Origin of the sequence: Bacillus sp. V2I10, assembly GCF_030817055.1 — a bacterium.
Taxonomy (GTDB): domain Bacteria; phylum Bacillota; class Bacilli; order Bacillales; family Bacillaceae; genus Bacillus_P.
Window position 1 is genome coordinate 2,342,475 of record NZ_JAUSYV010000001.1, and the last position, 23,542, is coordinate 2,366,016.

The following is a 23,542-nucleotide window of genomic DNA, read 5'->3' on the forward strand; positions in this document are numbered from 1 at the left end:
GAGGGGATTATATGTGTGAGTTTTTTCAAGAAAAAAATAAAAAAAAGTATAAACCAATCTTCAATAGATCATAAAGACGAACGAAATGAGATAAATGAAGACATGTTAAGTACAAACCTGAATGTAAACATTCAGCATGTTAAGCAACTGCTTGGGAACAGCAGCGACCTTGTGATTCGTGAAATACAAATTGGCAAGGGGAGACTTTTTAAAGCATGTCTTTTCTATACAGATGGATTGGTGGATACCAATTCCATTCAGAACTATATCATGAAATCGCTCATGTTAGACGATCAAGATCTATTGCTGTCATCAGAACAGAATATTGTACAAGTATTGAAAGATAGAATCCTGACAGTTGGAGATATACAAGATGTAACTGAATTCAGTTCTTTAATGAATTCCCTGTTATCAGGGGATGTTATCCTCTTAGTGGATGGGTATTCACAAGGTTTCGGAATCTGTATGCGTGGCGGGAAGGACCGCGGTGTAATGGAATCCACTACGGAAACGGTTGTTCGCGGACCGAAGGAGGGGTTTACGGAGAATTTGCGCACTAATACGGCTTTAATTCGCCGGAAAATAAAAACCCCTCATCTTTGGCTGGAATCGAAAAAAATCGGCAGAGAGACAATCACAGATGTAGCGATCATGTATATCGATGGAATTGCGAATGATAAGGTTATTAAAGAAGTGCATAGGCGTTTGGATCGAATCGAAATCGATGGAATTCTCGAAAGCGGCTATATTGAGGAATTGATTCAGGATGAAGCTTTAAGTCCTTTTCCGACTGTCTTTTATTCGGAACGGCCTGATAAGATTGCTGCCGAGCTTTTGGAAGGAAAAGTGGCCATTTTAGTGGATGGAACGCCAATTGTTCTGGTAGTTCCTGCTCTTTTCGTATCTTTTATACAAGCCGCCGAAGATTATTATCAGCGGGCAGATATCAGCACCCTGATTCGTTTGCTTCGTTTTTTTAGTCTTTTTATTGCTTTACTGGGCCCCTCTCTATATATCGCCATCACCACCTTTCATCAGGAAATGCTGCCAACGGGTCTTCTAATAAGTTTAGCTGCCCAACGTGAAGGGGTTCCCTTTCCGGCATTTATTGAAGCACTTATGATGGAGACCGCATTTGAAATTTTGCGTGAAGCCAGTTTACGAATGCCTAAGGCTATTGCACAAGCTATTTCTATTGTAGGAACACTTGTGATTGGTACAGCTGCAGTAGAGGCTGGAATCGTTTCGGCTGCCATGGTAATCGTTGTCGCGATCACGGCAATTTCAAGCTTTGTCCTTCCTGCATTTGCCATGTCCATGTCAATTAGAATGCTCAGGTTCCCGATGATGGCTCTTGCCGCTTCGTTTGGCTTGTTCGGGATACTTATCGGGTTTATTGCCCTAATTCTTCATTTGTGCAGCTTGCGTTCCTTCGGGGTTCCTTATATGAGTCCATTTGGTCCATTTATTAAGGACGACATTAACGATACAATTATTCGCGTTCCAAGAGGACGGATGTTTTTTCGCCCCCGTTTAATCAATCAGAAAAACATTAGACGTGAACAAACTTTGAAACAGAATCGGCAGAGGAACGCTGATTAATTGTTAAGTTTTTAAAGCAGCATATTAAAATACACTATCGGGAACTTAAATATAGCAAATGAAGAAAGGAGCAACGAAAGTGGTGGCTGTTGCAGGAATCCTTGTTATTGTCGGTGTGATCATCGCGATCGATGTTCCTTCTCTGTTAAGAAAAAAAGAAAAGAAGGAGCTATGGGTATTTTTCATCCTTCTGCTAATCGGAACATCATTAAGCATAGCTCAAGCTTTACAAATCAAGATTCCCAATCCGGTAGATTGGATTACAGTTATTTATCAGCCGCTTTCCGATTTGATTGAAACTTTATTAAAGTGATGAGAGTATACAAAAAAGATTTAAAGGCATTGAAGAGGAAAAAATGTAAGGATTTAAATTTTAAGTAAGAATAAATGGCGGATACCCTTTAGGCACACTTATGATGAAAAAGTTCGATAGGAGATTAATCTATGAAATGGAGTTTTAAAATATTTATCATACTGATAATCGTTCTTTTATTCACAACAGGCTGCTGGAACCGTCGTGAGATAAACGAACTTGCCATTACTCTGGCCATTGGATTAGATAAGACTATGGATGGTCAATATCTTTTAACCGCTCAAGTAGTCAACCCAGGAGAAGTAGCCGCAGAAGGAGGCACCGGTAGTTCATCAGTTGTCATCTATCAGGCTACAGGTGAAACCGTATTTGAGGCTTTCCGAAAAATGACAAGGGAATCACCAAGAAGAATTTATCCTTCACACCTTCGAATTCTGGTGATTGGAGAGTCATTAGCAAAAGAAGGAATTGGTAAGCCGTTAGATTTGCTTTTTAGGGACTGGGAACTGCGTTCAGATTTTTATATTTCCGTAGCAAAGGGAATGAATGCAGAAGATATCCTAAAGGTGCCAACAACTATAGAAAAAATACCTGCCAATAGTTTGTTTGATACTCTTAAAGTATCAGAAAAGGCATGGTCAGTGACAAGTTCTGTTACATTAGACGACCTGATTGCAGATTTGGTAAGCGACGGTAAGCAACCTGTGTTAACTGGAATAGAGGCACGTATAAAAGGAAATGAAGAGGCCGCTTTAAGCAAAAGGAATGAAGAAATGATCGATTCCCCGGGACGATTGCTTTTTGACGGTTTAGCGGTATTTGATAAGGATAAATTAATAGGCTGGCTTGAGGATAAACAGAGCAGAACTTATAACGCCGTTACAAATAAAGTCAAAAGTACAGTTGTGAAAATATCATGTCCTAAAGAGGGGAATGCCGTTTTACAGCTCCTTCAGTCAAAAGCGAAAGTAAAAGGCAAAGTAAAGAATGGCAAACCTGAAATAGATATTGAATTTCACAGAGAATATAACGTCGGGGAAGTAGCGTGTAATATTGATCTAACGAAACCGGAAACTATTGACAAATTAGAGAAGATAGAGGAACAAACAGCAAAAAAAATGTTCGAACAGTCTATCAAACAAGTTCAGGAAGAGTTTGAAGTAGATATTTTTGGTTTTGGTGAAGCCGTTCATCGAGCAGACCCGAAAGCTTGGAAAAAACTAAAAAAAAATTGGAATAAGGAATTTGAAGAATTACCTGTGAATATCAAGGTTGAAGCAAAAATACGGCGTATAGGAACGGTTGGTAATTCATTTATGGAAGAATTAAAATAATGGCAGGATTTATTATAAAAGGAATGAGGGGATGTGTTCATTCTGAAAACCAAAGAACAAGGGGAATGGTCCTTAAAATGGAAAAAGTAAAAATAAGTCCTTTTCAATTGTTTTCCCTCATTATTTTATTTGAACTTGGCAGTGCTGTGGTAGTAGGGTTGGGGGTAAATGCTAAACAAGATGCCTGGATTGCCATCCTAATTGGGATGCTTGGCGGCATGGTTCTTTTTTGTATATACCACTACCTCTTTCGTCAATACCCTGATCTTCCTTTGACTGGTTATATCCCTAAAGTTTTCGGGAAAATAATTGGATATCCAGTGGCCGTCTTATACATTCTTTATTTTATATATATCGCTTCAAGAGTATTGAGGGATTTAGGCAGCCTTTTAGTCATTTCTACATTGACCCAAACACCTTTATTGGTAATTAATTTATTGGTTATCTTAATTATCGCTTATGCAAATTATCTTGGAATAGAACCATTAGCTAGAGCAGGAGAGATCTTCTTTTACATTTTTATTTTCTTTCTTATATCGGGCAATTTTTTCATTTTCGCATCAGATTTAATAGAGCCAAAAAATCTATTACCTATACTGGAAGATGGATGGAAGCCTGTTTTGAAAACGGCTTTTCCGTTGACGTTTACTTTCCCATTCGGAGAGGTGATCGTGTTTACCATGTTGTTGCCTTATTTAAATCGGCCAGATTCAAATTTAAAGACCGGCCTGTTTTCAATACTGGTATGCGGAGTCATTCTTAGTTATATATCTGCCATTGATATTGCGGTTCTTGGACCGCAAATGATGCAAACATCCATTTTTCCTTTGCTTGAAACCGTCAGCAAGGTAAACATTGGTGATTTTCTTCAGCGATTAGATGCGCTCGTCATTTCGATATTAGTTATTGGCTGTTTCGTTAAAATCTCCATTTTTATTTATGCAGCGGTTATTGGAACAGCTGATATGTTCAAAAAGCGAAAGCATCCCGGCATTGTTTCTGTTATATGTCTATTAACTCTGGCAGCATCTTATTTTAATGCAGAAAACTTCCAGGAACACATCTATATCGGACTAAAAATCGTTCCTGTCTATCTGCATCTTCCATTACAAACAGGCCTTCCATTGCTGTTGTTTATTGTTGTGCTGATTAGGAAAAAGCGTAAAGCCAGTATCAAATAATAGAAATATTTGATGCGGCTATCCGAGTTAGGTGAAACTCTTTCAGGAGAGCATGGCATTGGAATATTAAAAGCACCCTATATGAAAAAAGAGTTAGGACACACAACTTCAGTTAAAGCAATCAAAGAAGCTTGGGACCCAAACGGCAGGTTCAATAGTAGAATAAATACATGATAATACCTGTCAACGGCTTAACCGTCATAGACTGCACAGGTTTAAAAAAGTTCCAATAATTGATTATTATTGGAACTTTTTTGTTAATCGAAATTATTAATTAATCGTTTGGTGTGGTTGGTTATTTAATTCTTTTTTTAAACATTACAGAAAGTCAGAACGATCCATTATTTTTATTCTTAAATTATTAATTTGTTCTAATTCCGTACAACAAACAGCAACATTATAATTTGGCTCTAATTGATATATTCGGAAATAATATTGACTAGAAAGATCATTTTTTCTTAGTGTTATTTTATTTTGAGACCAAGCGTCCATATCAAACCCAAAACTATCCATAGAACATTGGAGCCCTCGTCCAGTTGCCTTAACAAATGCCTCTTTTAATGTCCAAATTTCAAAGAAAAATAATAACCGTTTTTCGGGAGGGATGTTTTGTAAATAATTGATTTCTTCTTGAGTTAAGCATAATTTGATTATGGACAGATCTATGGGTTGAATTTCTTCAACATCTACGCCAATTCTCCCAGTTGTTGTAACTCCAGAAATAATCCATTCGCCGGAATGGGATATATTAAAATCTCCTTCCCATTCGTGAAAATCTGCCAGAAATGGACGCCCTTTTTGATCTCTCCTAATAAGAAGATTAGGCAATGGTAAAGCCAACAATTTTTGTAAACGTTTTCTGATAAATAAACTGGCCAATAATGTTCTTTGCTGATCTGCCAATTTGTGAAATCTTAAAATTCTTTGTCTCTCATCGTTTGGCAATTCTTTAAGTTTCTGTTCAATACATTTGTGTGGGAGTGGATCGCCCAGCTTAAATGCAATAACTTCTAAATTATTATCAATTTTCTTCATGACTACCTCACTAATATCAGTATAAATGGTTTTAATATGTTCTTAATTTATAATTAGTTGTCTAATATTTCAATTATCATGAGATCTATTTAAAGTAACATATGACTGATTAGGAGATCGAGGGATGATCATTATGAAAAAATTAGATTAAATCCAACATGCAGGTTCTCCAATCTCAAGGTCAAGTCTAAAACCATTGAGGTGACTGTATATCCTCTGATTTAATTTGGAGACAGCAGAACAAAGTCCCAGGACTTTTCAAATCGTAATGTTGAAGCTGGACAAATTAGGGTCTTTAGAACTCTTGCTAGCAAGAGGGGATAAGGTTAAAATTACCATTAGAAATATTTGTAAATATTAAAATGAGGAAGGTCGGATTTAATGGAGCTTTCTGAAAGAATTAAAGAATTTGTAATGAACTATGATGATAGATTACGATTCTCTGGCGCAATCTTAATTCAAAATGAAAAAAAGATATTTGAGGGTGGATTTGGCTACGCCAATCGAAGCGAACATATCCCCATTACGTCACGGACCAGATTTGGAATGGCATCTGGTTGTAAAGTTTTCACCTCAGTAGCGATATGTCAACTAGTTGAGAAGGAGATTTTAACTTTCGATACCTGTCTCAAAGATTGTCTGGATATCTCATTTCCACATTTCCATCCAAATGTTACAATTCACCACCTATTAACACATACCTCAGGAGTACCAGATTATTTCGATGAAGAAGTGATGAGTGATTTTGAAGAGTTATGGAAAGCTGTCCCTATGTATTCTATTAAATCACCAAAAGATTTTTTACCTATGTTCCAGGATCATCCTATGAAGTTTAATAGTGGGAGTAAGTTTTCTTATAGTAATGCAGGATATATTTTACTTGGGTTGATTGTAGAACGAATGACAGGGATGACATTTCCAGAGTATGTTACGGAAAATATATTTCGAGTTTGTGATATGTCAGACTCTGGGTATTTCCGGATGGATAAACTGCCTGAACGGACGGCACTAGGATATATTGATAGCGAAGAAGGTAACGATTGGAGAACAAATATTTATTCCGTTCCTATAGTAGGAGGTCCAGATGGGGGAGCATTTACAACCGTGTTAGACTTAGCAAAGTTTTGGAATGGATTATTAAATGCGAAACTATTAGGTAAAGAGTATACGGATAGGTTATTAACTCCCTATGTTAAGAGCAACAATGATATCTATTATGGATATGGGGTTTGGATTTCAATGAACAATGATGATGTGCTCAAATATTTTATATTTGGATTTGATCCAGGTGTTAGAATTCATTCCTCTGTAAATGCAAAATCGAAGATACAATCTCATATTATGTCGAATATTGATCAAAGTGTAGTTCCTATTGTAACTGGGATTGATAAACTGATTTCTGAAAAATAGATTTAGGATTCATTTTGGAAAAAATATGTTCTTTCTTCTGATGCCTAAAGAATAAGGAAATATATGACTATTTATCTATTGGTATCTTTTATGTATATAACAATAATGGGGGTATGGTTAGAAAATTGGATCTGTAATAGACAGTTCTGGGTTTTGATGAAATTCGGAAGTTTATTGGTATTTATAAAGAAACTATAAATAAATGATTCAGGTCGTAAATCAAGATCATTGATTTCTATTAAAAGGAGTTAATAACATGAATAGTGAAATTAACCAATTAGAAGCGACGAACCCCCCACAAGAGTTAGAAAAGCACCGTTTTTCGAAAGAAATTATGTTAAAAATCCGCGACTTACAACAACGTAATAATTGGTATAATTTTTTTGCTATAGGACTGGATTGGTTTATCATCTCCTTGGCAATTGTTCTCAATTATTTTATACCAACTGTTTGGATGTATTTAATTAGTCTCGTTATCATCGGCAGCCGTATGCGTGGTTTGGATATCATGATGCATGAGTCAAGTCATCGTATGCTGTTTAAAAACCGTAAATTAAATAAGTGGGTTGCATGTTTTTTTGCAGCCTATCCGATTATGATTTCTCATAAAGCTTACTGTAAGAGTCATATGAGTCACCACAAATACTTGTGGAGTGAGGTAGATCCTGATAAACAAAGGTATCAAATAGTTGGTTTGGATAAACCTCCTGAAAATAGGATGAAGTTTTTTATTCATCATTGCTTAAAACCATTGTTATTGGTGCATGTGCCCAACTATTTAATCGGAATGATTAAAGTAACCGCATATGCAAAAGATGAACCTCGTTTGGATCAGGTAATCCGAACTGTGTATTGGGGTGTTATCATAATTAATTCAATTATTTTTGGTTTTTGGCAAGAGTTAATCCTTTTCTGGTTTGTACCATTTTTAACAACATTCCAAGTGTTAAAGTATTGGGCAGAAATGGCCGAACACGCTGGGCTAGAGTCTGAACAGGAGATATTTGCATCAAGAAATTCTTTTGGGAATTGGTTTGAGCGCAGTCTAATCCACCCTCACCGAAATTCATACCATTTAGTTCATCACCTTTTCCCTGCTGTTCCGCATTACAATATAAAGAAGGCTCATCTAATATTATTAGAAGATTCAGAATATCAAAAAGCACACCATTGTACGGGCTTCTTTTTGTCTTCTGCACCAGGGTTTTCATCGGTAATTGATGATATTCAAGGTCGTATACCATTTTGGAATAAATTAAAGAACAAATAGTTTCATACGCGTTTTATATAGGCTTTATAGAAATTTAATGGTTTGCCAAAGATGTTTTTCCTGATTGCACTCTATAAATATAAGTAGGGGGCAAGTTTAACAAAACCTTGGGAGGTGTCGGGTAACTTATTAATCTCTATTAAGCCTTTTAGTTTAGTATTCAAATCAATTTATTCGGGAAGGGGATAATGAATGAGTAATTTGGTTCTTTTTTGTTTTCCCTACGCTGGAGGATCTGGGTCAATATATAATAATTGGCGCAATTATTTACATCCTAGCATTGAGCTGCATCCTATTCACTATGCAGGGAGAGGAAGTAGATTTCAAGAATGTTGCTATCATGATATGAAGGATATCACAAATGATATATTCGAAAACATAAATCCGTATATAAACAAAAGTAAATATTCCTTTTTTGGACATAGCATGGGAGGACTTATCGCCTATGAACTTTGTAAAAAAATGGTGAGCGAAGGCTTTCATTCACCTGTTCATATTTTTCTGTCTGGCATAAAACCTCCCAACTATATAAGAGACAAGAAAGTTCATAATTTACCTGAAAAAGAATTCAAAGAAAAAATATTTAAACTAAATGGTACTCCAAAAGAGATTCTTAATAATCAGGAGTTAATGGATATATTTTTACCGATTTTAAGGTCTGACTTTAAATTGATAGAAGAATATGAATTTAGTAAAGAAGGGTACAAATTAAACACTAGTATTACTGCCATGTACGGTAAGCAGGATGACGTTACTGAGGAAGATATGAAAAAATGGACTGACTTTACTTCAAAAGATAGTCAAGTCCGTGGCTATCCAGGAGGACACTTTTTTATTAATGAAAATTATATTGATATCATAGATCTGATCAATTTGACATTGGTTGGGAGAGGCGGTTTTTATGATCCATCATACTTATAATAAAGATTTGTTAACTGATGAAGAAAAATTTTGGTTGAGTCAACTATCCGCGAATTTAAGCATGAGTAGCTTTACTAATTATAATAATAAAGTTGATTTAGAAGATCGTAAACGTAAGTTATTTACATATAAATTACCAGGTGAAATATCCCGTGAAATCCTCAAAATGAGCGATCAATCTGAATATGGGTTATTCATCATTCTGATGAGCGGGGTAAAATACTTACTTTCGATATATACGGGTAATGGAGATGTCTCAATCGGAACCCCAGTAATAAAATCAAAGTCTGGGGCAGCTTATCAAGATCATCAACTGATCATACGAAGTGACATACATAGCGGAATGTCATTTAAAGAGCTTCTATTTAAAGTGCAGCAAAACATTTCAGATGCCAATAAAAACCAGAAAGTATCACATGATAAATTAGTAAAATTATTAGGTTTTGATTCTGCAACCTCTAATAGACTGAACCCCCTTACAGTTGTCCAGCTTGAAAATATTCAACCCAACAGTTCAAATTACTATTCCTATGCCGACACGGTCTTCAATTTCACCTGGCATGGAAGCACGATTGAATGCTTTATAACTTATAAAGAAACGATAGAAGAATTGATCGGAAAAATTACCGATCAACTGACTCATTTCTTTAGAGCAGTGGTGGACAACCCTAATATACGCCTTTCTGAAATCGATATTTTATCCAAAGATAAGAATCAAATTTTAAATGAGTTTAACAACACTACTACAGATTTTCCTAGAGACAAGTCGGTTGTTGAATTGTTTGAACGACAAGTGTCAAAAACTCCTCATGAGACAGCTGTCGTTTATCAAGGTCAAAAGTTAACTTATCAGGAATTAAATATAAAAGCGAATCATATAGCAAATGAATTGGTTAAGCTGGGGATTAAAGAAAATTGTGTAGTAGGAAGTATGTTGGATAGATCGCTCGAGCTTCCAATCGGTATATTAGGAATTTTAAAGGCAGGAGCAGCTTATTTACCCATTGATCCAAACTATCCAAATGAACGTATAAAAAAGATTATAGGAAATTCCAACGTAGATATAATTTTGAAATGCAGTCATGATCACCATGAGTATATTAATCAGACTACTCTATTTATTGATATCGATACAACTTTAGGCAAGGGTACACCAGTAGCAATGGAAAAAAATCCAGAGTTGGAAATCTCATCTGAAAGTTTAATGTATGTTCTTTACACCTCGGGAAGTACTGGTGAGCCTAAAGGGGTTATGGTAAAAAGAAATTCATTTGTAAACCTGCTCTACTGGTATACTAATGAATTTGATATAAATGAAGCCAGCAATTTATTATTAATTGCCCCAATAAGTTTCGACACTGCGCATAAGAATTTATTTGCTCCATTAATAAGAGGAGGACGATTACACCTCTTTGAGCCGGGTATGTACGATTATAATAAAATGTCAGATTATATTGACCTTTATAAAATTACAACTATAAATTGTACACCAAGTGGTTTTTATCCATTGGTTGATTATAATGAAGAATCGAATTACAGCAGGTTAACATCACTGAAGCATGTCTTCTTAGGCGGTGAATCTATTAATTGTAAAAAGTTGAAACCATTGGCGGAGTCATCTAACTTCAATAGTGAAATAGTAAATACTTATGGACCTACTGAGTGCACGGATATTGCCTCCTTCTACCGAGTCAGCAATCAAGAATTAAAACAACAGAAGACAATTCCTATCGGAAAGCCACTCAATAATGTGGAACTATACATTGTTAATCAAGAAATGGACCTCCTGCCTATTGGTGTAACAGGAGAATTATGTATTGCTGGAATCGGATTGTCACAGGGTTACTACAATGCACCAGTTTTAACTAAAGAAAAGTTTGTGGAGTTTCCGCATATTCCCGGGAAAAAAGTTTATAAAACTGGGGATATGGCGAGGTGGATGCCTGATGGGAATATTGAATTTATTGGAAGAAAAGACAATCTTACAAAGATAAGAGGCTTTCGGGTAGAAGTAGGTGAAATTGAGACTTGCCTTTTGAAACATCATGATGTGGAGGAAGCAGTTGTTGTTGCGATGGAAGATACTCTTGGTACAAAAGAGTTAAGTGCTTATTTTGTTGCCAAGGGGGATATAGCGAATGCGGAATTAAGAAATTTCTTAATTAAAAGGGTGCCAGATTTCATGGTCCCAGCTTATTTCACTCAACTGAATAAAATGCCTCTCAATCAAAATGGAAAAATTGATCGAAAAGCACTGCCAGTGCCTGAAATGGATAACGCGTCAAGCTCAAGTTATATCGCACCTGAAGGTGAACTGGAAAGAATTATCGCGGGTATCTGGGAAGAAGTTCTTAAAATTGAAAGAATAGGAGTTTATGATAACTTCTTTGAATTAGGCGGCCATTCGTTAAAGGCTGCTTCAATTATACTGAAGATAAACCAAGTATTTGAAACAAATCTGCAATTAAGCGAAATGTTTAAACAACCAACCATAAAAGAAGTTGTCAGTCAAATTACTAAGATGCAACAACATAAGAGCTCAGCCGTTTTACCAGTGAAAGAAAGAGAATACTATCCCGTCTCATCACAGCAGAAAAGATTATTTATCATGTGGCAGCTTAATCGAGACTCAGTGGCCTATAATTTGCCATCTTCAATAATTATAGAAGGTAATCTTAATCCTGATAAGTTGGTGATAGTTTTCCAGAACCTCGTTGATCGTCATGAATCTTTGCGCACATCATTTTCTTTTGTCGATGGTCAGCTGGTACAGTCTGTTCATCCTAGATTAGATGTTATTGTAGATTTTGTGGAAGCCCCTAAAGATAGACTAATGGAATTTGTAAAGAGTTTAGTCAAGCCTTTTAATCTGGAAAAACCTCCTCTTTTTAGAGTAACGGTTATGAAAATCGGAGAAAATAAGCATTTGCTGTTGACTGATGCTCATCATATCGTTTTTGATGGTATATCCATGGATATTATTATGGAGGAATTTTCTGATTACTATTCAGATAAAGTCTTGCCCAAGGCTAAGATACAGTATAGAGATTACGCAGTATGGCAGGAGGAATTTTTTCAGACTGATGATTTTAAGAGCAAAGAGGAGTATTGGTTAGACCTGTTTAAAGACGGTATTCCCATACTAGAGTTAAATACAGATTACCCGCGCCTTCCGCTGCAAAATTATGATGGGGATCATGTATTAGTTACTGCAAGACACGATTTGACATCACGCTTAAGAAGAGTAGCAGCTGAGAATGGGACAACCCTATATATGGTGTTACTTTCTGCTTTAAATGTGTTGTTTTTCAAATATACCGGTCAAGAAGATATTACAATTGGTTCACCGACTGCAGGCAGATCCCGTCCTGGTTTGGAAGGTGTTATCGGCATGTTTGTTAATACTGTGGTAATGAGAAACTTTCCATGTCGTGAAAAAACATTTCGGAAGTTTTTGAATGAAGTGAAGAATACTACACTGAAAGCTCTAGATCATGAAGAATATCCATTTGAAGTGTTGATAGATCAATTAGGCGTTCAGCGAAATCTTGGTAGAAATCCGATGTTTGACATTATGTTTTCGCTAGACAGCAATGAGAATTTCTTCAAGGATACTGGAAAATTATCCTTCCATAAATTACCGATAGAAAGCAGCATGACTCAATTTGATATGTTCATTCATGCAATAGAAACGAACAATAGCATTGATTTTAATTTCAAGTTTCGTACGAATGTATTTATGAAAGAAACAATACAAAGAATGGCCGACCATTTTATGCGTTTGCTTGATGAAGTTACCCAAACTGTGAATATGCCGTTGCAGGATATTCAGATAATGTCCGAACTAGAAAAGCAAACCATTCTCTCAGGATTCAACAATACGGATGCAGAATTCTCATATCATCAAATGACGGTGCATGAGATATTTGAGAATCAAGTGAAAGAGACAATATCGGAAACTGCTGTCGTATGTAAGGAGATTACACTATCTTACTCTGAGCTTGATTCGAAAGCCAATCAACTGGCCCGCATTTTTAGAACAAAAGGAGTGCAAAGAAATAACATCGTCGGAATTATTGCTGAGCCTTCCTTGGAAATGGTCATAGGAGTTCTCGGGGTGTTAAAGGCAGGAGGCGCATTTTTGCCAATCGATCCCGGCTTTCCGATAAGCAGGATAGAATATCTATTGAAAGACAGTAATTGTCAGTTAATCCTGACGCAGCATCATTTGAAGGGAAAGTTTACTTTTGAACAGGAAGTTGTTGGACTGGATGATGAAACGATCTGTAAAGAAGATGATTCCACCCTTGAAAACATAAATCAAACCGACGACTTGGCATATGTGATTTATACGTCCGGAACAACTGGGAATCCAAAAGGAGTTATGATCGAGCACAGAAATCTTGTCAATCAGCTGGTTGGGTTGATCGAAAACTTGCAGTTTGACCAAGAGTTTCATCATTTGCTGCTTGCAAAAGTTTCTTTCGATGTTTCCGTACAGCAGATTTTTCTCCCGATCCTGTCAGGAGGAAAATTGTATATTCCTGAGGAAGAGTTGGTTGCTGAACCGAGTAAACTTTGGAGTTTTATTGAGCAAAACAAAATCAATATGCTGGGTGCTGTACCCGCCCATTTGAAGGTTTTGATAAATAGTACCTCTACAAATCAGCGTCTTCGCTACGTCTTTGTAGCAGGTGAGGTCTTCACAAAGAATCTTTACGATGAATTACGAAGTACTGTTAATGCCGATCAAATTATAAATCTTTATGGTCCAACCGAGACAACGATCTTTTCAACACTTTATATTTGCAACGAAAATGAAGAAGGTTCGTGCTTGCCTATAGGTAAACCTTTAAACAACTATCGAGCGTATATTTTAGACCAAGATCATAGTCCCGTACCCATAGGTGCAACTGGGGAGTTATGTATTGCTGGTGCGGGCGTAGGTAGAGGATATATCAATAAACCAGATTTGACAAATGAACGTTTCGTCTCCGATCCATTTGTTCCAGGTAAAAGAATGTATAAAACTGGGGATCTTACTAGATGGCTTCCAAATGGGAACATTGAGTATATCGGAAGAATTGACCACCAGGTAAAGATTAAAGGAGTCCGAGTAGAGCCGGATGAAATAAAAGAGCATATTTTAAACCATAGCTCCGTTAAGGACGCAGTTGTCATTGCAAAACAGAATCAGAGTGATGAAAGTTACTTGTGTGCGTATTTGATTACAATTCAAGATGTAAAAACCGCAGAATTAAGAGAATACTTGAAAAATAAGCTGCCAGATTACATGATCCCATCACATTTTGTAAAGTTGGAAAGTATGCCCCTAACGAACAGTGACAAAATTGACGTTAGAGCGCTGCAAAAAAGAAAAGACGAGGACTATATGTTGTCAGGACCCTCTTATAAGGCACCTGGAACACATATAGAAATAACTATAGCGGATATATGGAAACAGGTACTTGGTGTGAACAAAGTAGGTATCCATGATCATTTTTTCGAGCTTGGTGGAAATTCCCTTAATATTGTTCAAGTAAATGAGCGGTTGAAAGAAGAATTAAACATCGACTTACCTGTAGTGGCGTTATTCAGACACACCACCATTTATTCTTTGGCCCAACAATTAAAATTGATTAATGCGGAACCAGAGAAAACGAATCTAGATCGAGTACAAGTGATGGAGGAATCGAGAAACAGGCTAAAGGACAGAAGGCGAAGAAAGAGGGATTGGAATGAATCATAGTCCGCAACTATCGGTTAGAAACGGTATGGAAATTGCTATTGTCGGGATGTCATGCAGATTTCCCGGGGGAAATAATATAAATGCGTTCTGGGAAAATTTGAAAAACGGCAAAGAATCGGTATCCATTTTCTCAGATGAGGAGCTGCGGGAAGCAGGAATTGACCAAGAAACAATCCAGAGTCCCAATTACGTTAAGGCTGGAGGGTCCATCACTGGCACAGAATGGTTTGATACTCATTTGTTTAAGTACTCTCCCCGGGAAGCAGAAGTAATGGATCCACAGTTAAAAATTTTACACGAATGTGCTTGGGAAGCGTTGGAGAACAGCGGCTACTGTTCCGATACCTTTAAAGGACTGGTGGGTACTTATATTGGAAGCTCAACAAACTTGTATTGGATTGACACGGTTTACCATCAAGCACGTGATTTTATAAAAGAAGCAGAATTGTTGAATGGTTCACAATTTTTCAGTACAAGATTGTCTCATCAATTGAACTTGAAAGGCCCAAGCTACACCGTTCAAACTGCGTGTTCATCATCCTTGGTTGCCGTCCACTTGGCAAGTCAAGCTCTTTTAAGTGGTGATTGTGACATGGCTTTGGCTGGTGGCGTCTCCCTCACATTACCTGAGAAAAGAGGCCATTTCTATCAAGATGGTATGATTCTTTCACCAGATGGGCATTGTAGACCTTTTGATTCAAATGCTAAGGGAACGGTTAACGGTAATGGCGCTGGAATCGTTGTATTGAAACGTCTAGAAGATGCTGTTGCTGACGGAGATTTTATCCATGCTATCGTGATAGGATCTGCAATAAATAATGACGGTTCAAATAAGGTCAGCTTTACCGCACCCAGTGTAGAAGGACAAGCTGACGTTATCAAGGCAGCCCATCTCATGGCAGAAGTGGAACCCGAAAGCATATCTTACGTAGAGGCCCATGGTACTGGAACCATGTTAGGCGATCCAATTGAGATTGAAGCTTTAAAACTGGCGTTTAACACAAGAAAAAAAGGGTTTTGCGGCATCGGATCTGTCAAAGCGAATATTGGTCATCTCGATAACGCCGCAGGTGTGGCAGGTTTGATTAAAACGGTCGTTTCTTTAAAACACCGAATGATTCCACCAAATATTAACTACGAGAAACCAAATGAGAAAATTGACTTTGATAATAGCCCGTTTTACGTAAACAATAAATTGACGGAATGGAAGAACTCCGAGTTTCCTTTAAGAGCTGGAATAAGTTCGTTTGGTATGGGAGGCACAAATGCCCATGTAGTTCTTGAGGAAGCACCGGATATAGAGGCTTCAGATAGAGGAAGAAGATATCAATTACTTTCCTTGTCTGCACAAACGGAAAAGTCACTTGAGGAACAGACAAAAAAGTTGGCAGATTACTTGAATCAAGACCCTAATGTGAATTTGGCCGATGTGGCCTATACTCTTTTAAACGGCAGAAAAAGTTTAAAACATCGCAGAATGTTGGTAGTTTCTGATATAGAGGAAGCTAAGCGTGAACTTTTCAGTATGAACCCTGTTAAAGTTCAGACCAAAATTTATGATGGCGCCAGTAAGCAAATAATATTCATGTTTCCTGGACAAGGAGCACAGTATGTAAATATGGGGTTGGATTTGTACAGAGAAGAAAAGATATTTCGGGAAGAACTTAATCGCTGCTGTCAAATTTTAGAGGAAATTAGTGGCGTCAATTGGATGGAATTATTATATCCCTCGGATCCAGAAGCTAAAGCAAGTGACGCGATCAATCAGACAGCCAATACTCAACCTGCAATATTTATTTTTGAATACTCATTGGCAAAAATGTTAATAGGATGGGGTATTCGTCCTGATGGGATGATCGGGCACAGTATAGGAGAATATGTAGCTGCCTGCTTGTCCGGTGTATTATCCCTAAAGTACGCACTTAAGTTGGTTTATGGTCGTGGGATCTTAATGCAGCAATTACCTAAGGGAAGTATGGTAAGCGTAAAGGCTTCGCAAAATGACATTTTACCATTAATGAGTCGTGATTTATCCTTTGCCGCGGTGAATGGTCCATTATCATGTGTTGTTTCGGGTTCTGATGAAGAAATTAACATTTTGGAGACCAAATTGAATCGTGAAGGTTTTAAATATATTAAACTGTTAACTTCTCATGCTTTTCACTCATCCATGATGGATCCGATCTTAGCTGCTTATAAAGAGAAGATTAAAGAAATTGATCTTCATCATCCAAATATCCCATTTATTTCTAACATCACAGGAGAGTGGATTACCGCAAGCCAAGCAACCAGCTCCGATTATTGGGTAAATCATCTGCGACAAACAGTTAGGTTTTCTGACGGTATCAAGCATCTAGTAACAGGTTCGGAAAACATTTTTGTCGAGGTCGGACCTGGAAGAGCTTTAAGTGCATTGGTTAGACAACAAGAGCAGGAAGAATCAGAACTTGCGATTGTAAACACTGTACGGCATTCCAAAGAAAGAGTCTCCGATGATAAGTTTTTGCTTCAAAATATTGGTAAGCTGTACATTTATGGTGTAAAGATAGATTGGCCGAAATACTATTCACAAGAAAGAAGACATCGGGTTCCTTTACCTACATATCCTTTTGATCGGCAGTTCTTTAGTATTTCTAAGGATTTAAAAAGCCGAGAGAGTGCGTCCTTACCTCAAAGTGAACTTGTAGGAGATTCGAAGCAACCTTTTGCCCATAAAGATGATAAAGAGCAAAAAATTATAGAATCATATAAGGAAGTTACTGGTTTGAAAAATATAAGTCCTCATGCTGATTTTTTTGAAATAGGAGGCAGCTCACTTACCGCAGTCAATGTTGTCGCCAGATTACAGAAGGATTTTGATATTTCTATTAATCATTTATTTGAATATCCCAGTGCGTCTGATCTAGCACAGCATATTACATTTAAGGGAGAGAAGAATAAGGTCGATAAACATGTGTTAACAAGTTACCTTGTTGCGAGGAGGGAAAGGCACCGCCTAGTTGAGGATAAAATTAGGGACATTGAAGAAACACGCTTTTTATATGATGACAAAAACAGAAGATATGAGGAAGCAAATCTTTTTTATCAACTGAACTATAAAGAGATTCTATTAACAGGAGCTACAGGTTATTTGGGAGTTTACTTGCTGCGTGATTTATTAACGAAATCAGATAGCAATGTTCACCTCATTGTAAGAAGCAAGAATCAGATAGAAGCAGAAAATCGCATGAAAGAAAAAATTTGTTCTTATTTTGATCCATACTTTTATGACAAGTTTAAACAAAGAATTTTTGTTTACAGTGGTGACCTGGCAAGAAATGATTTGGGATTGGATATGAGTAATTATCAATATCTTAGTGAAACGATCCAATGTGTTATCCATTCAGCTGGTAATGTTAGTCATTATGGAAACTACGATAAATCCTTCGAAGCGAACGTATTGGCTACGAGAAATTTAATCGATTTTTCACTCACGGGAGTAAAGAAAGATGTTAACCATATTTCTACATTGGCTGTAGCTTCCGGTACAGTGAAAAATAAAAAAGATATATTGTATACGGAATACGATAATGATTTGGGACAAATTATTGAAAATCCTTACCCAAAAACAAAGCTAGAAGCTGAAAAGATTGTTATTGAGGCAAGGGAAAAAGGAGTAAACGTAAACATTTTTCGAGTAGGAAATATCGTTTTTGATTCTGAATCTGGCAGGTTTCAAGAGAACATAGAGCAGAACGCTTTATATTCTATGATGAAATCATATATAGAAATTGGTCTGGTTCCAGAAATGGAAAGAGATACAGATTTTTCTTGCGTTGATGATGTTAGTCGAGCAATTATCAGACTGTTTGATAAAGAAGAATTAATGAATGAAACTCACCATATCTTTAATCCCAATCATATGAGTTTATCGGATCTTCTAACTACTCCTGAATTGAATATTGATGTGAAAGAAACGTCAATTGACAAATTTATAGATTTTATCTTTGATGAAAAGCAAGTCGATCGACATGCATCAGCTATTTATAACTTACAGCTACATACCATAGGAGAAGAATTGGAAATAGTTGAAGATGCTGAGCAAACAGTTTTCCATATCACTGCTGATAAAACAAATATGCTGCTAAGCAGAACTGGTTTTATATGGAATGATATAAATGATCAATTGGTAAGAAAAATGATAGAGTATGGTCAGCAGGTGAACTTCTTCTCTAAATCAAAAAAAATAAAGTGGTGATTATATGAATCGTCCAGAGTATTTTTCGCTAACTCATCCCCAAAAAAGAATTTGGTATATGGAGAAAATCAACCCTCATCAGCCATTGCATAATATTGGTGGAGTAGTAACGATAAAAGGGGAGCTGGATTTTATCTTCCTGGAGAAAGCAATTCATTGTTTTGTGAAAAATAACGACGGAATCAGACATCGTTTTATAGAAACAAATGGGGAAGTACGCCAATATGTGGAGAAATACCATAAGAAAGACGTGCTTAATGTTGTTTTTAATTGTCGGGAGGATTTGGACGCCTGGGTTCAACAAGAGGCGGGGAAACCTTTCTCTATTCATGATTGCGACCTATTCGATTTTGCAATGTTTAAAGTGCGAGATACCAACGATGGCGGTTACTTTGTTAAGGTTCATCATATAATTTCTGATGGATGGTCTATGAATCTTTTAACGGAACAGATTTTCGATACGTATATGAGGCTTTTGAAAGGTGAAAAAATAACCGATCAATACAGAGACTCTTATACTCTCTGTCTCAAAAAAGAACAAACATACTTAGCATCTGAGCGATTTGTGAAGAATAAACAATTTTGGAATGAGAAATTCAACACACTTCCAATTCCAATCCAGAAGAGGGAGTTAGAATGTGCAGAGGGGAATAGAAAGACATATTGTTTTCCGAATAGACAATCTAATGGAATCAAACAATTTGCTGCTGACCACAATGTTTCTGTCTATGCTTTTTTTGTTGGTTTGTATTATATCTACCTTCAAAAATTAACGAAGCAGGAGGATTTGATTGTTGGAATGCCAGTACTTAATCGATCCGGGAAAATAGAAAAAAATATCGTAGGGATGTTAACGAGTACTATGCCCTTCCGACACTATGTCGATGTGGAAATGACGGTTCGAGAATTTATCAAGGATATTAACCGTGAATTAATTCGCTGTTATTACCATCAAAAATATCCTTACGATTTACTTGTACAAGATTTGGAATTGAAGAAAAAAGGCTATGGTGATTTGTTTGATACATGTATTAATTATTACAACACAAACCTTCCGAATGAACTTGATGGTATTCCAGTAGAAAATGAAGAATTCTACAACAGGAATCAGATTTATTCGCTCCAGCTGATTATTCGAGAGTGGTCTAAATCAGGAGGATTCAATTTAGATATCGACTATAAGATCCAAAAATATGAAGAAAAACAAATAGACCAAATGTATCTTTACTTCACCCATTTAGCAGATCAAATGCTTCAATTTCCTGATAGAAAGCTTGGGGAACTGGAACTTTTATCAGAAAAGGTAAGGAATAAATTAATATACGAATTCAATGCAACGGATACGGATTACCCCAAGGATAAGACTATTTACCAGCTATTTGAAGAGCAGGTAGCAAGGACCCCTGACAAAGTTGCTCTCAGCTTGGAAAACGAGGAACTTACCTATCGTGAATTAAATGAAAAATCGAATCAATTGGCGAGGTATCTATTAAAGAAAAATGTGAAAAAAGGTACAATTGTCGGAATATCAACCAAGCACTCACTGGAAACAATCATTGGAATTCTAGGGGTAGTGAAAGCGGGAGCAGCATACTTACCTCTCGATCCTGACTATCCATCTGAACGAATCAATTATATGCTGGAAGATTCGGGTATTTCTATGCTGCTGACTAACTTTGACACTTCAAATCGATGGAACATTTCCCCACACAAAGTGGAAGTTGTTCAGCTTCATTCAGCAAATCTATATATGGGTAAGTCATATAATCTTAAGGCTCTGAGTGACCCCTCTGACCTCGCATACATCATATACACATCGGGCTCAACTGGAACTCCTAAAGGTACGATGATCGAGCATCAAGGATTGGTTAACTATACTTGTTGGGCGAAGAACGTATATGTGGGATCTAGTCAAGACGAAGTGTTTCCTTTCTATTCTTCACTTGCTTTTGATCTCACGGTTACGTCTATATTTACCCCGCTAATTAGCGGGAATCGGATTGTCATTTATCCCGCTGACGAAAACGAACATGTTCTATATAAAATATTTAGGGAAGCCAAAGTAAGTATTATAAAATTAACTCCATCCCATTTATCCCTCTTACAAGATGTGGAGTCAGGGGTAAGTTCTATCAAAAAGTTTATTGTTGGAGGAGAAGATTTAACGGTAAGCCTTGCTAAAAGCATTCAGAATCGCTTCGGTAAAGATATCAAAATATTCAATGAATACGGACCTACAGAAACAGTTGTCGGGTGTATGATTCATCAATTCGATATCGAAAAGGATATAGGAACATCGGTACCAATTGGCATGCCTGCACAAAATACGAAGATATACTTGTTAGACTCTGATCTCCGTCATGTTCCAATGGGTGCTGTTGGGGAAATCTATATTTCTGGAGACGGCGTTACGAGGGGTTATCTAAACAAACTAGATTTGACACGTGATAGATTTATACCGAATCCATTTTCTTCAGGAGAGCGGATGTATAGATCAGGTGACTTAGCCAGGTTTATCGATGAGAGCAAGATTGAATTCCTGGGAAGAGCGGATAATCAAATTAAAGTCCGCGGTTTTCGCATAGAACTAGGCGAAATTGAAAGAAATTTATTAAACCATCCGAGTATCAGGGATGCAGTAGTGGTCGATCGGGAAGACCATGATGGAAATTATCTTTGTGCTTATTACATAGAGAAAAAAGAGGTTACAGATTCTGAATTATTCAGATTTTTAAAAAAATTTTTGCCGGCATTTATGATTCCTTCGCATTTTATTCCATTGAAAGAAATTCCACTTACAATTAACGCAAAAGTTGATAGGGATGCTTTACCTAAACCTGTAATTGCGAAACGCCAAGCAGCTGAAGCTGCAATAGAAGAAGATCTAGTATGTATCATCCGTCAGGTGTTACATGTAGATAAAGTGCGTATGCGAGACAACTTCTATCATCTAGGTGGAGATTCAATCAAAGCAATTCAGATAGCCTCCAGGCTAAGTGAGAAAGGACTAAAAATAAAAACAAAAGATATTTTGTCTAATCCTGTAATTGAAGACATGGCTTTACACTTAGAAACAACCGGTAAAAAATGGCATGGGAGTAATCAACCATGCGTTGGCAGTATTCAGTCACTTCCATCTGCTTCTTGGTTTTTTTCACAAAACTTAGATAACATCCATCATTATACGCAGTCTGTATTATTGAAGGTGAAAGATGATATTAACATGCAAATGCTTGAATTTGCTCTACAAATATTGGTTTGCCATCATGACTCTTTCCGATTGAATTATATGATCCAAACGGAGAAGTTATATTATAACGAGAAACATCTCGATCATAAGTTTGAATTGAAATTCTTTGATTTATCATGCTATTCGGTGCAAGATCAGATCGATCATATTGCAAAAATTGGAGAAATGTTAAAATCGAGCTTTAATATTGAAAACGATATTCTGCTTAAAGCGTGTATATTCGATCTGGGGAATCAGGGTAAAAGGTTTTTGATGGCAGCACACCATTTGGCTGTAGACGGGATATCTTGGCGTATTATCTTTGAAGATATGAACAGATTATATAGTCAGATGGAGAATAAGGAGATTGCTTTATTGCCGCCAAAAGACAATTCGGTGCAAGATTGGGGAATTGAATTGGAAAAATTAAGCGAAAAAATCCCCGACAAGGAAAAACGATATTGGAATCATGTTTATCAATCTCGGGAGGAAACATTTTTAGACTTTGACTTAGGACCTGATCGCATGGAGTTTTGCGAGACATTGGATCAAAAATTAACAGCAGAAGAAACGGCACAACTTTTTCAAAAAGCAAATGAAGCCTATCGAACAAAAGCTGACGAATTGATGATTATAGCACTGTCAATGGTGATGTCTGACTATATCAAAAAGAATGAAGTGATCATTGAAGTTGAAGGGCATGGGCGTGAAGACTTATCTGATGAAATAGATGTATCAAGAACTGTTGGATGGTTTACGAGCTTATATCCGATTCTGATGAAGGTAGAAAATACAGATATATCGCAGCAGATCAAGCAATTAAAGGATCAATTGCGCAGTATTCCCAGTAAAGGTTTGAGCCATGGAGTTTTGAAATACATTTCGGATGAATTAAGGTTTGACAATCAAAAATACGTCCGATTTAACTATCTTGGTGATTTTAATGCTTCATTTTCAAATGGAATATTTGAATTTGCAGAGGAATACTCTGGCCGAGATAACTGTAATGCAAATGTCATGGATTGTTTGGTGGATATCGTTGCATACACAGTGGATAAAAAGTTAAATATATCAATCACGTATAGCCGAAACAAATTTAAACGTGAAACCATATCGGAGTTTGTTAGAGCTTACACGAGTCAATTAAGAGATTTGATTCAACATTGCTGCAAAAGGAATCATACTGAATTTACTCCATCTGATTTCGAAACTGCAAACCTCTCAAGTGAAGAGCTGGAAAATATATTTAACCTATGAGGCA

11 protein-coding genes and 1 pseudogene are annotated in these 23,542 nt (G+C 36.8%); 11 read left to right on the plus strand and 1 reads right to left on the minus strand.

Annotation, left to right across the window (positions count from 1 at the left end):
• The first annotated feature begins 15 nt into the window (after nucleotides 1-15).
• The 5 genes and pseudogenes from QFZ72_RS11915 to QFZ72_RS11935 all read left to right on the plus strand — a co-directional run.
• A complete protein-coding gene (locus tag QFZ72_RS11915; RefSeq protein ID WP_373464484.1) occupies nucleotides 16-1,602 on the plus strand; it encodes a spore germination protein in 1,587 nt (528 codons plus the stop codon).
• 79 nt (nucleotides 1,603-1,681) lie between these two features.
• A complete protein-coding gene (locus QFZ72_RS11920; protein WP_307433484.1) occupies nucleotides 1,682-1,915 on the plus strand; it encodes a hypothetical protein in 234 nt (77 codons plus the stop codon).
• 131 nt (nucleotides 1,916-2,046) lie between these two features.
• Complete coding sequence (locus QFZ72_RS11925) at nucleotides 2,047-3,249, plus strand: Ger(x)C family spore germination protein (RefSeq protein ID WP_307433486.1); 1,203 nt, start codon at nucleotides 2,047-2,049, stop codon at nucleotides 3,247-3,249.
• A 77-nt stretch (nucleotides 3,250-3,326) separates the two neighbouring features.
• Nucleotides 3,327-4,430, plus strand: coding sequence for a GerAB/ArcD/ProY family transporter (locus tag QFZ72_RS11930; protein ID WP_307433489.1), 1,104 nt, complete (start codon nucleotides 3,327-3,329; stop codon nucleotides 4,428-4,430).
• Between the two features lie 2 nt (nucleotides 4,431-4,432).
• Nucleotides 4,433-4,604, plus strand: a pseudogene (locus QFZ72_RS11935) (FAD-binding oxidoreductase); the annotation flags it as partial.
• Between the two features lie 144 nt (nucleotides 4,605-4,748).
• Here the strand turns inward: QFZ72_RS11935 and QFZ72_RS11940 are convergent.
• Nucleotides 4,749-5,465, minus strand: coding sequence for a 4'-phosphopantetheinyl transferase family protein (locus QFZ72_RS11940; RefSeq protein WP_307433495.1), 717 nt, complete (start codon nucleotides 5,463-5,465; stop codon nucleotides 4,749-4,751).
• A gap of 381 nt (nucleotides 5,466-5,846) precedes the next feature.
• Here QFZ72_RS11940 and QFZ72_RS11945 point away from each other — a divergent pair, with 381 nt between their 5' ends.
• From QFZ72_RS11945 to QFZ72_RS11970, 6 genes are all read left to right on the plus strand, one after another.
• Nucleotides 5,847-6,875, plus strand: a complete 1,029-nt coding sequence (locus tag QFZ72_RS11945; protein WP_307433497.1) for a serine hydrolase domain-containing protein — start codon at nucleotides 5,847-5,849, stop codon at nucleotides 6,873-6,875.
• A gap of 256 nt (nucleotides 6,876-7,131) precedes the next feature.
• On the plus strand, nucleotides 7,132-8,145 hold the full coding sequence (locus tag QFZ72_RS11950) for a fatty acid desaturase family protein (protein WP_307433500.1): 1,014 nt from the start codon (nucleotides 7,132-7,134) through the stop codon (nucleotides 8,143-8,145).
• A gap of 192 nt (nucleotides 8,146-8,337) precedes the next feature.
• Complete coding sequence (locus QFZ72_RS11955; RefSeq protein ID WP_307433503.1) at nucleotides 8,338-9,066, plus strand: thioesterase II family protein; 729 nt, start codon at nucleotides 8,338-8,340, stop codon at nucleotides 9,064-9,066.
• Entirely contained in the window at nucleotides 9,047-14,815 is a 5,769-nt protein-coding gene (locus tag QFZ72_RS11960) for a non-ribosomal peptide synthetase (RefSeq protein ID WP_307433506.1), read from the plus strand. Before QFZ72_RS11955 ends, QFZ72_RS11960 begins: the two co-directional genes overlap by 20 nt.
• Nucleotides 14,805-19,052 (plus strand): type I polyketide synthase, encoded by a 4,248-nt coding sequence (locus QFZ72_RS11965; RefSeq protein WP_307433509.1) that lies wholly within the window; start codon nucleotides 14,805-14,807, stop codon nucleotides 19,050-19,052. The genes QFZ72_RS11960 and QFZ72_RS11965 overlap by 11 nt, the downstream gene beginning before the upstream one ends.
• 4 nt (nucleotides 19,053-19,056) lie before the next feature.
• The gene (locus QFZ72_RS11970) at nucleotides 19,057-23,538 is read left to right on the plus strand and encodes an amino acid adenylation domain-containing protein (protein ID WP_307433511.1); all 4,482 of its coding nucleotides are present in this window, start codon (nucleotides 19,057-19,059) and stop codon (nucleotides 23,536-23,538) included.
• Nucleotides 23,539-23,542 lie beyond the last annotated feature (4 nt).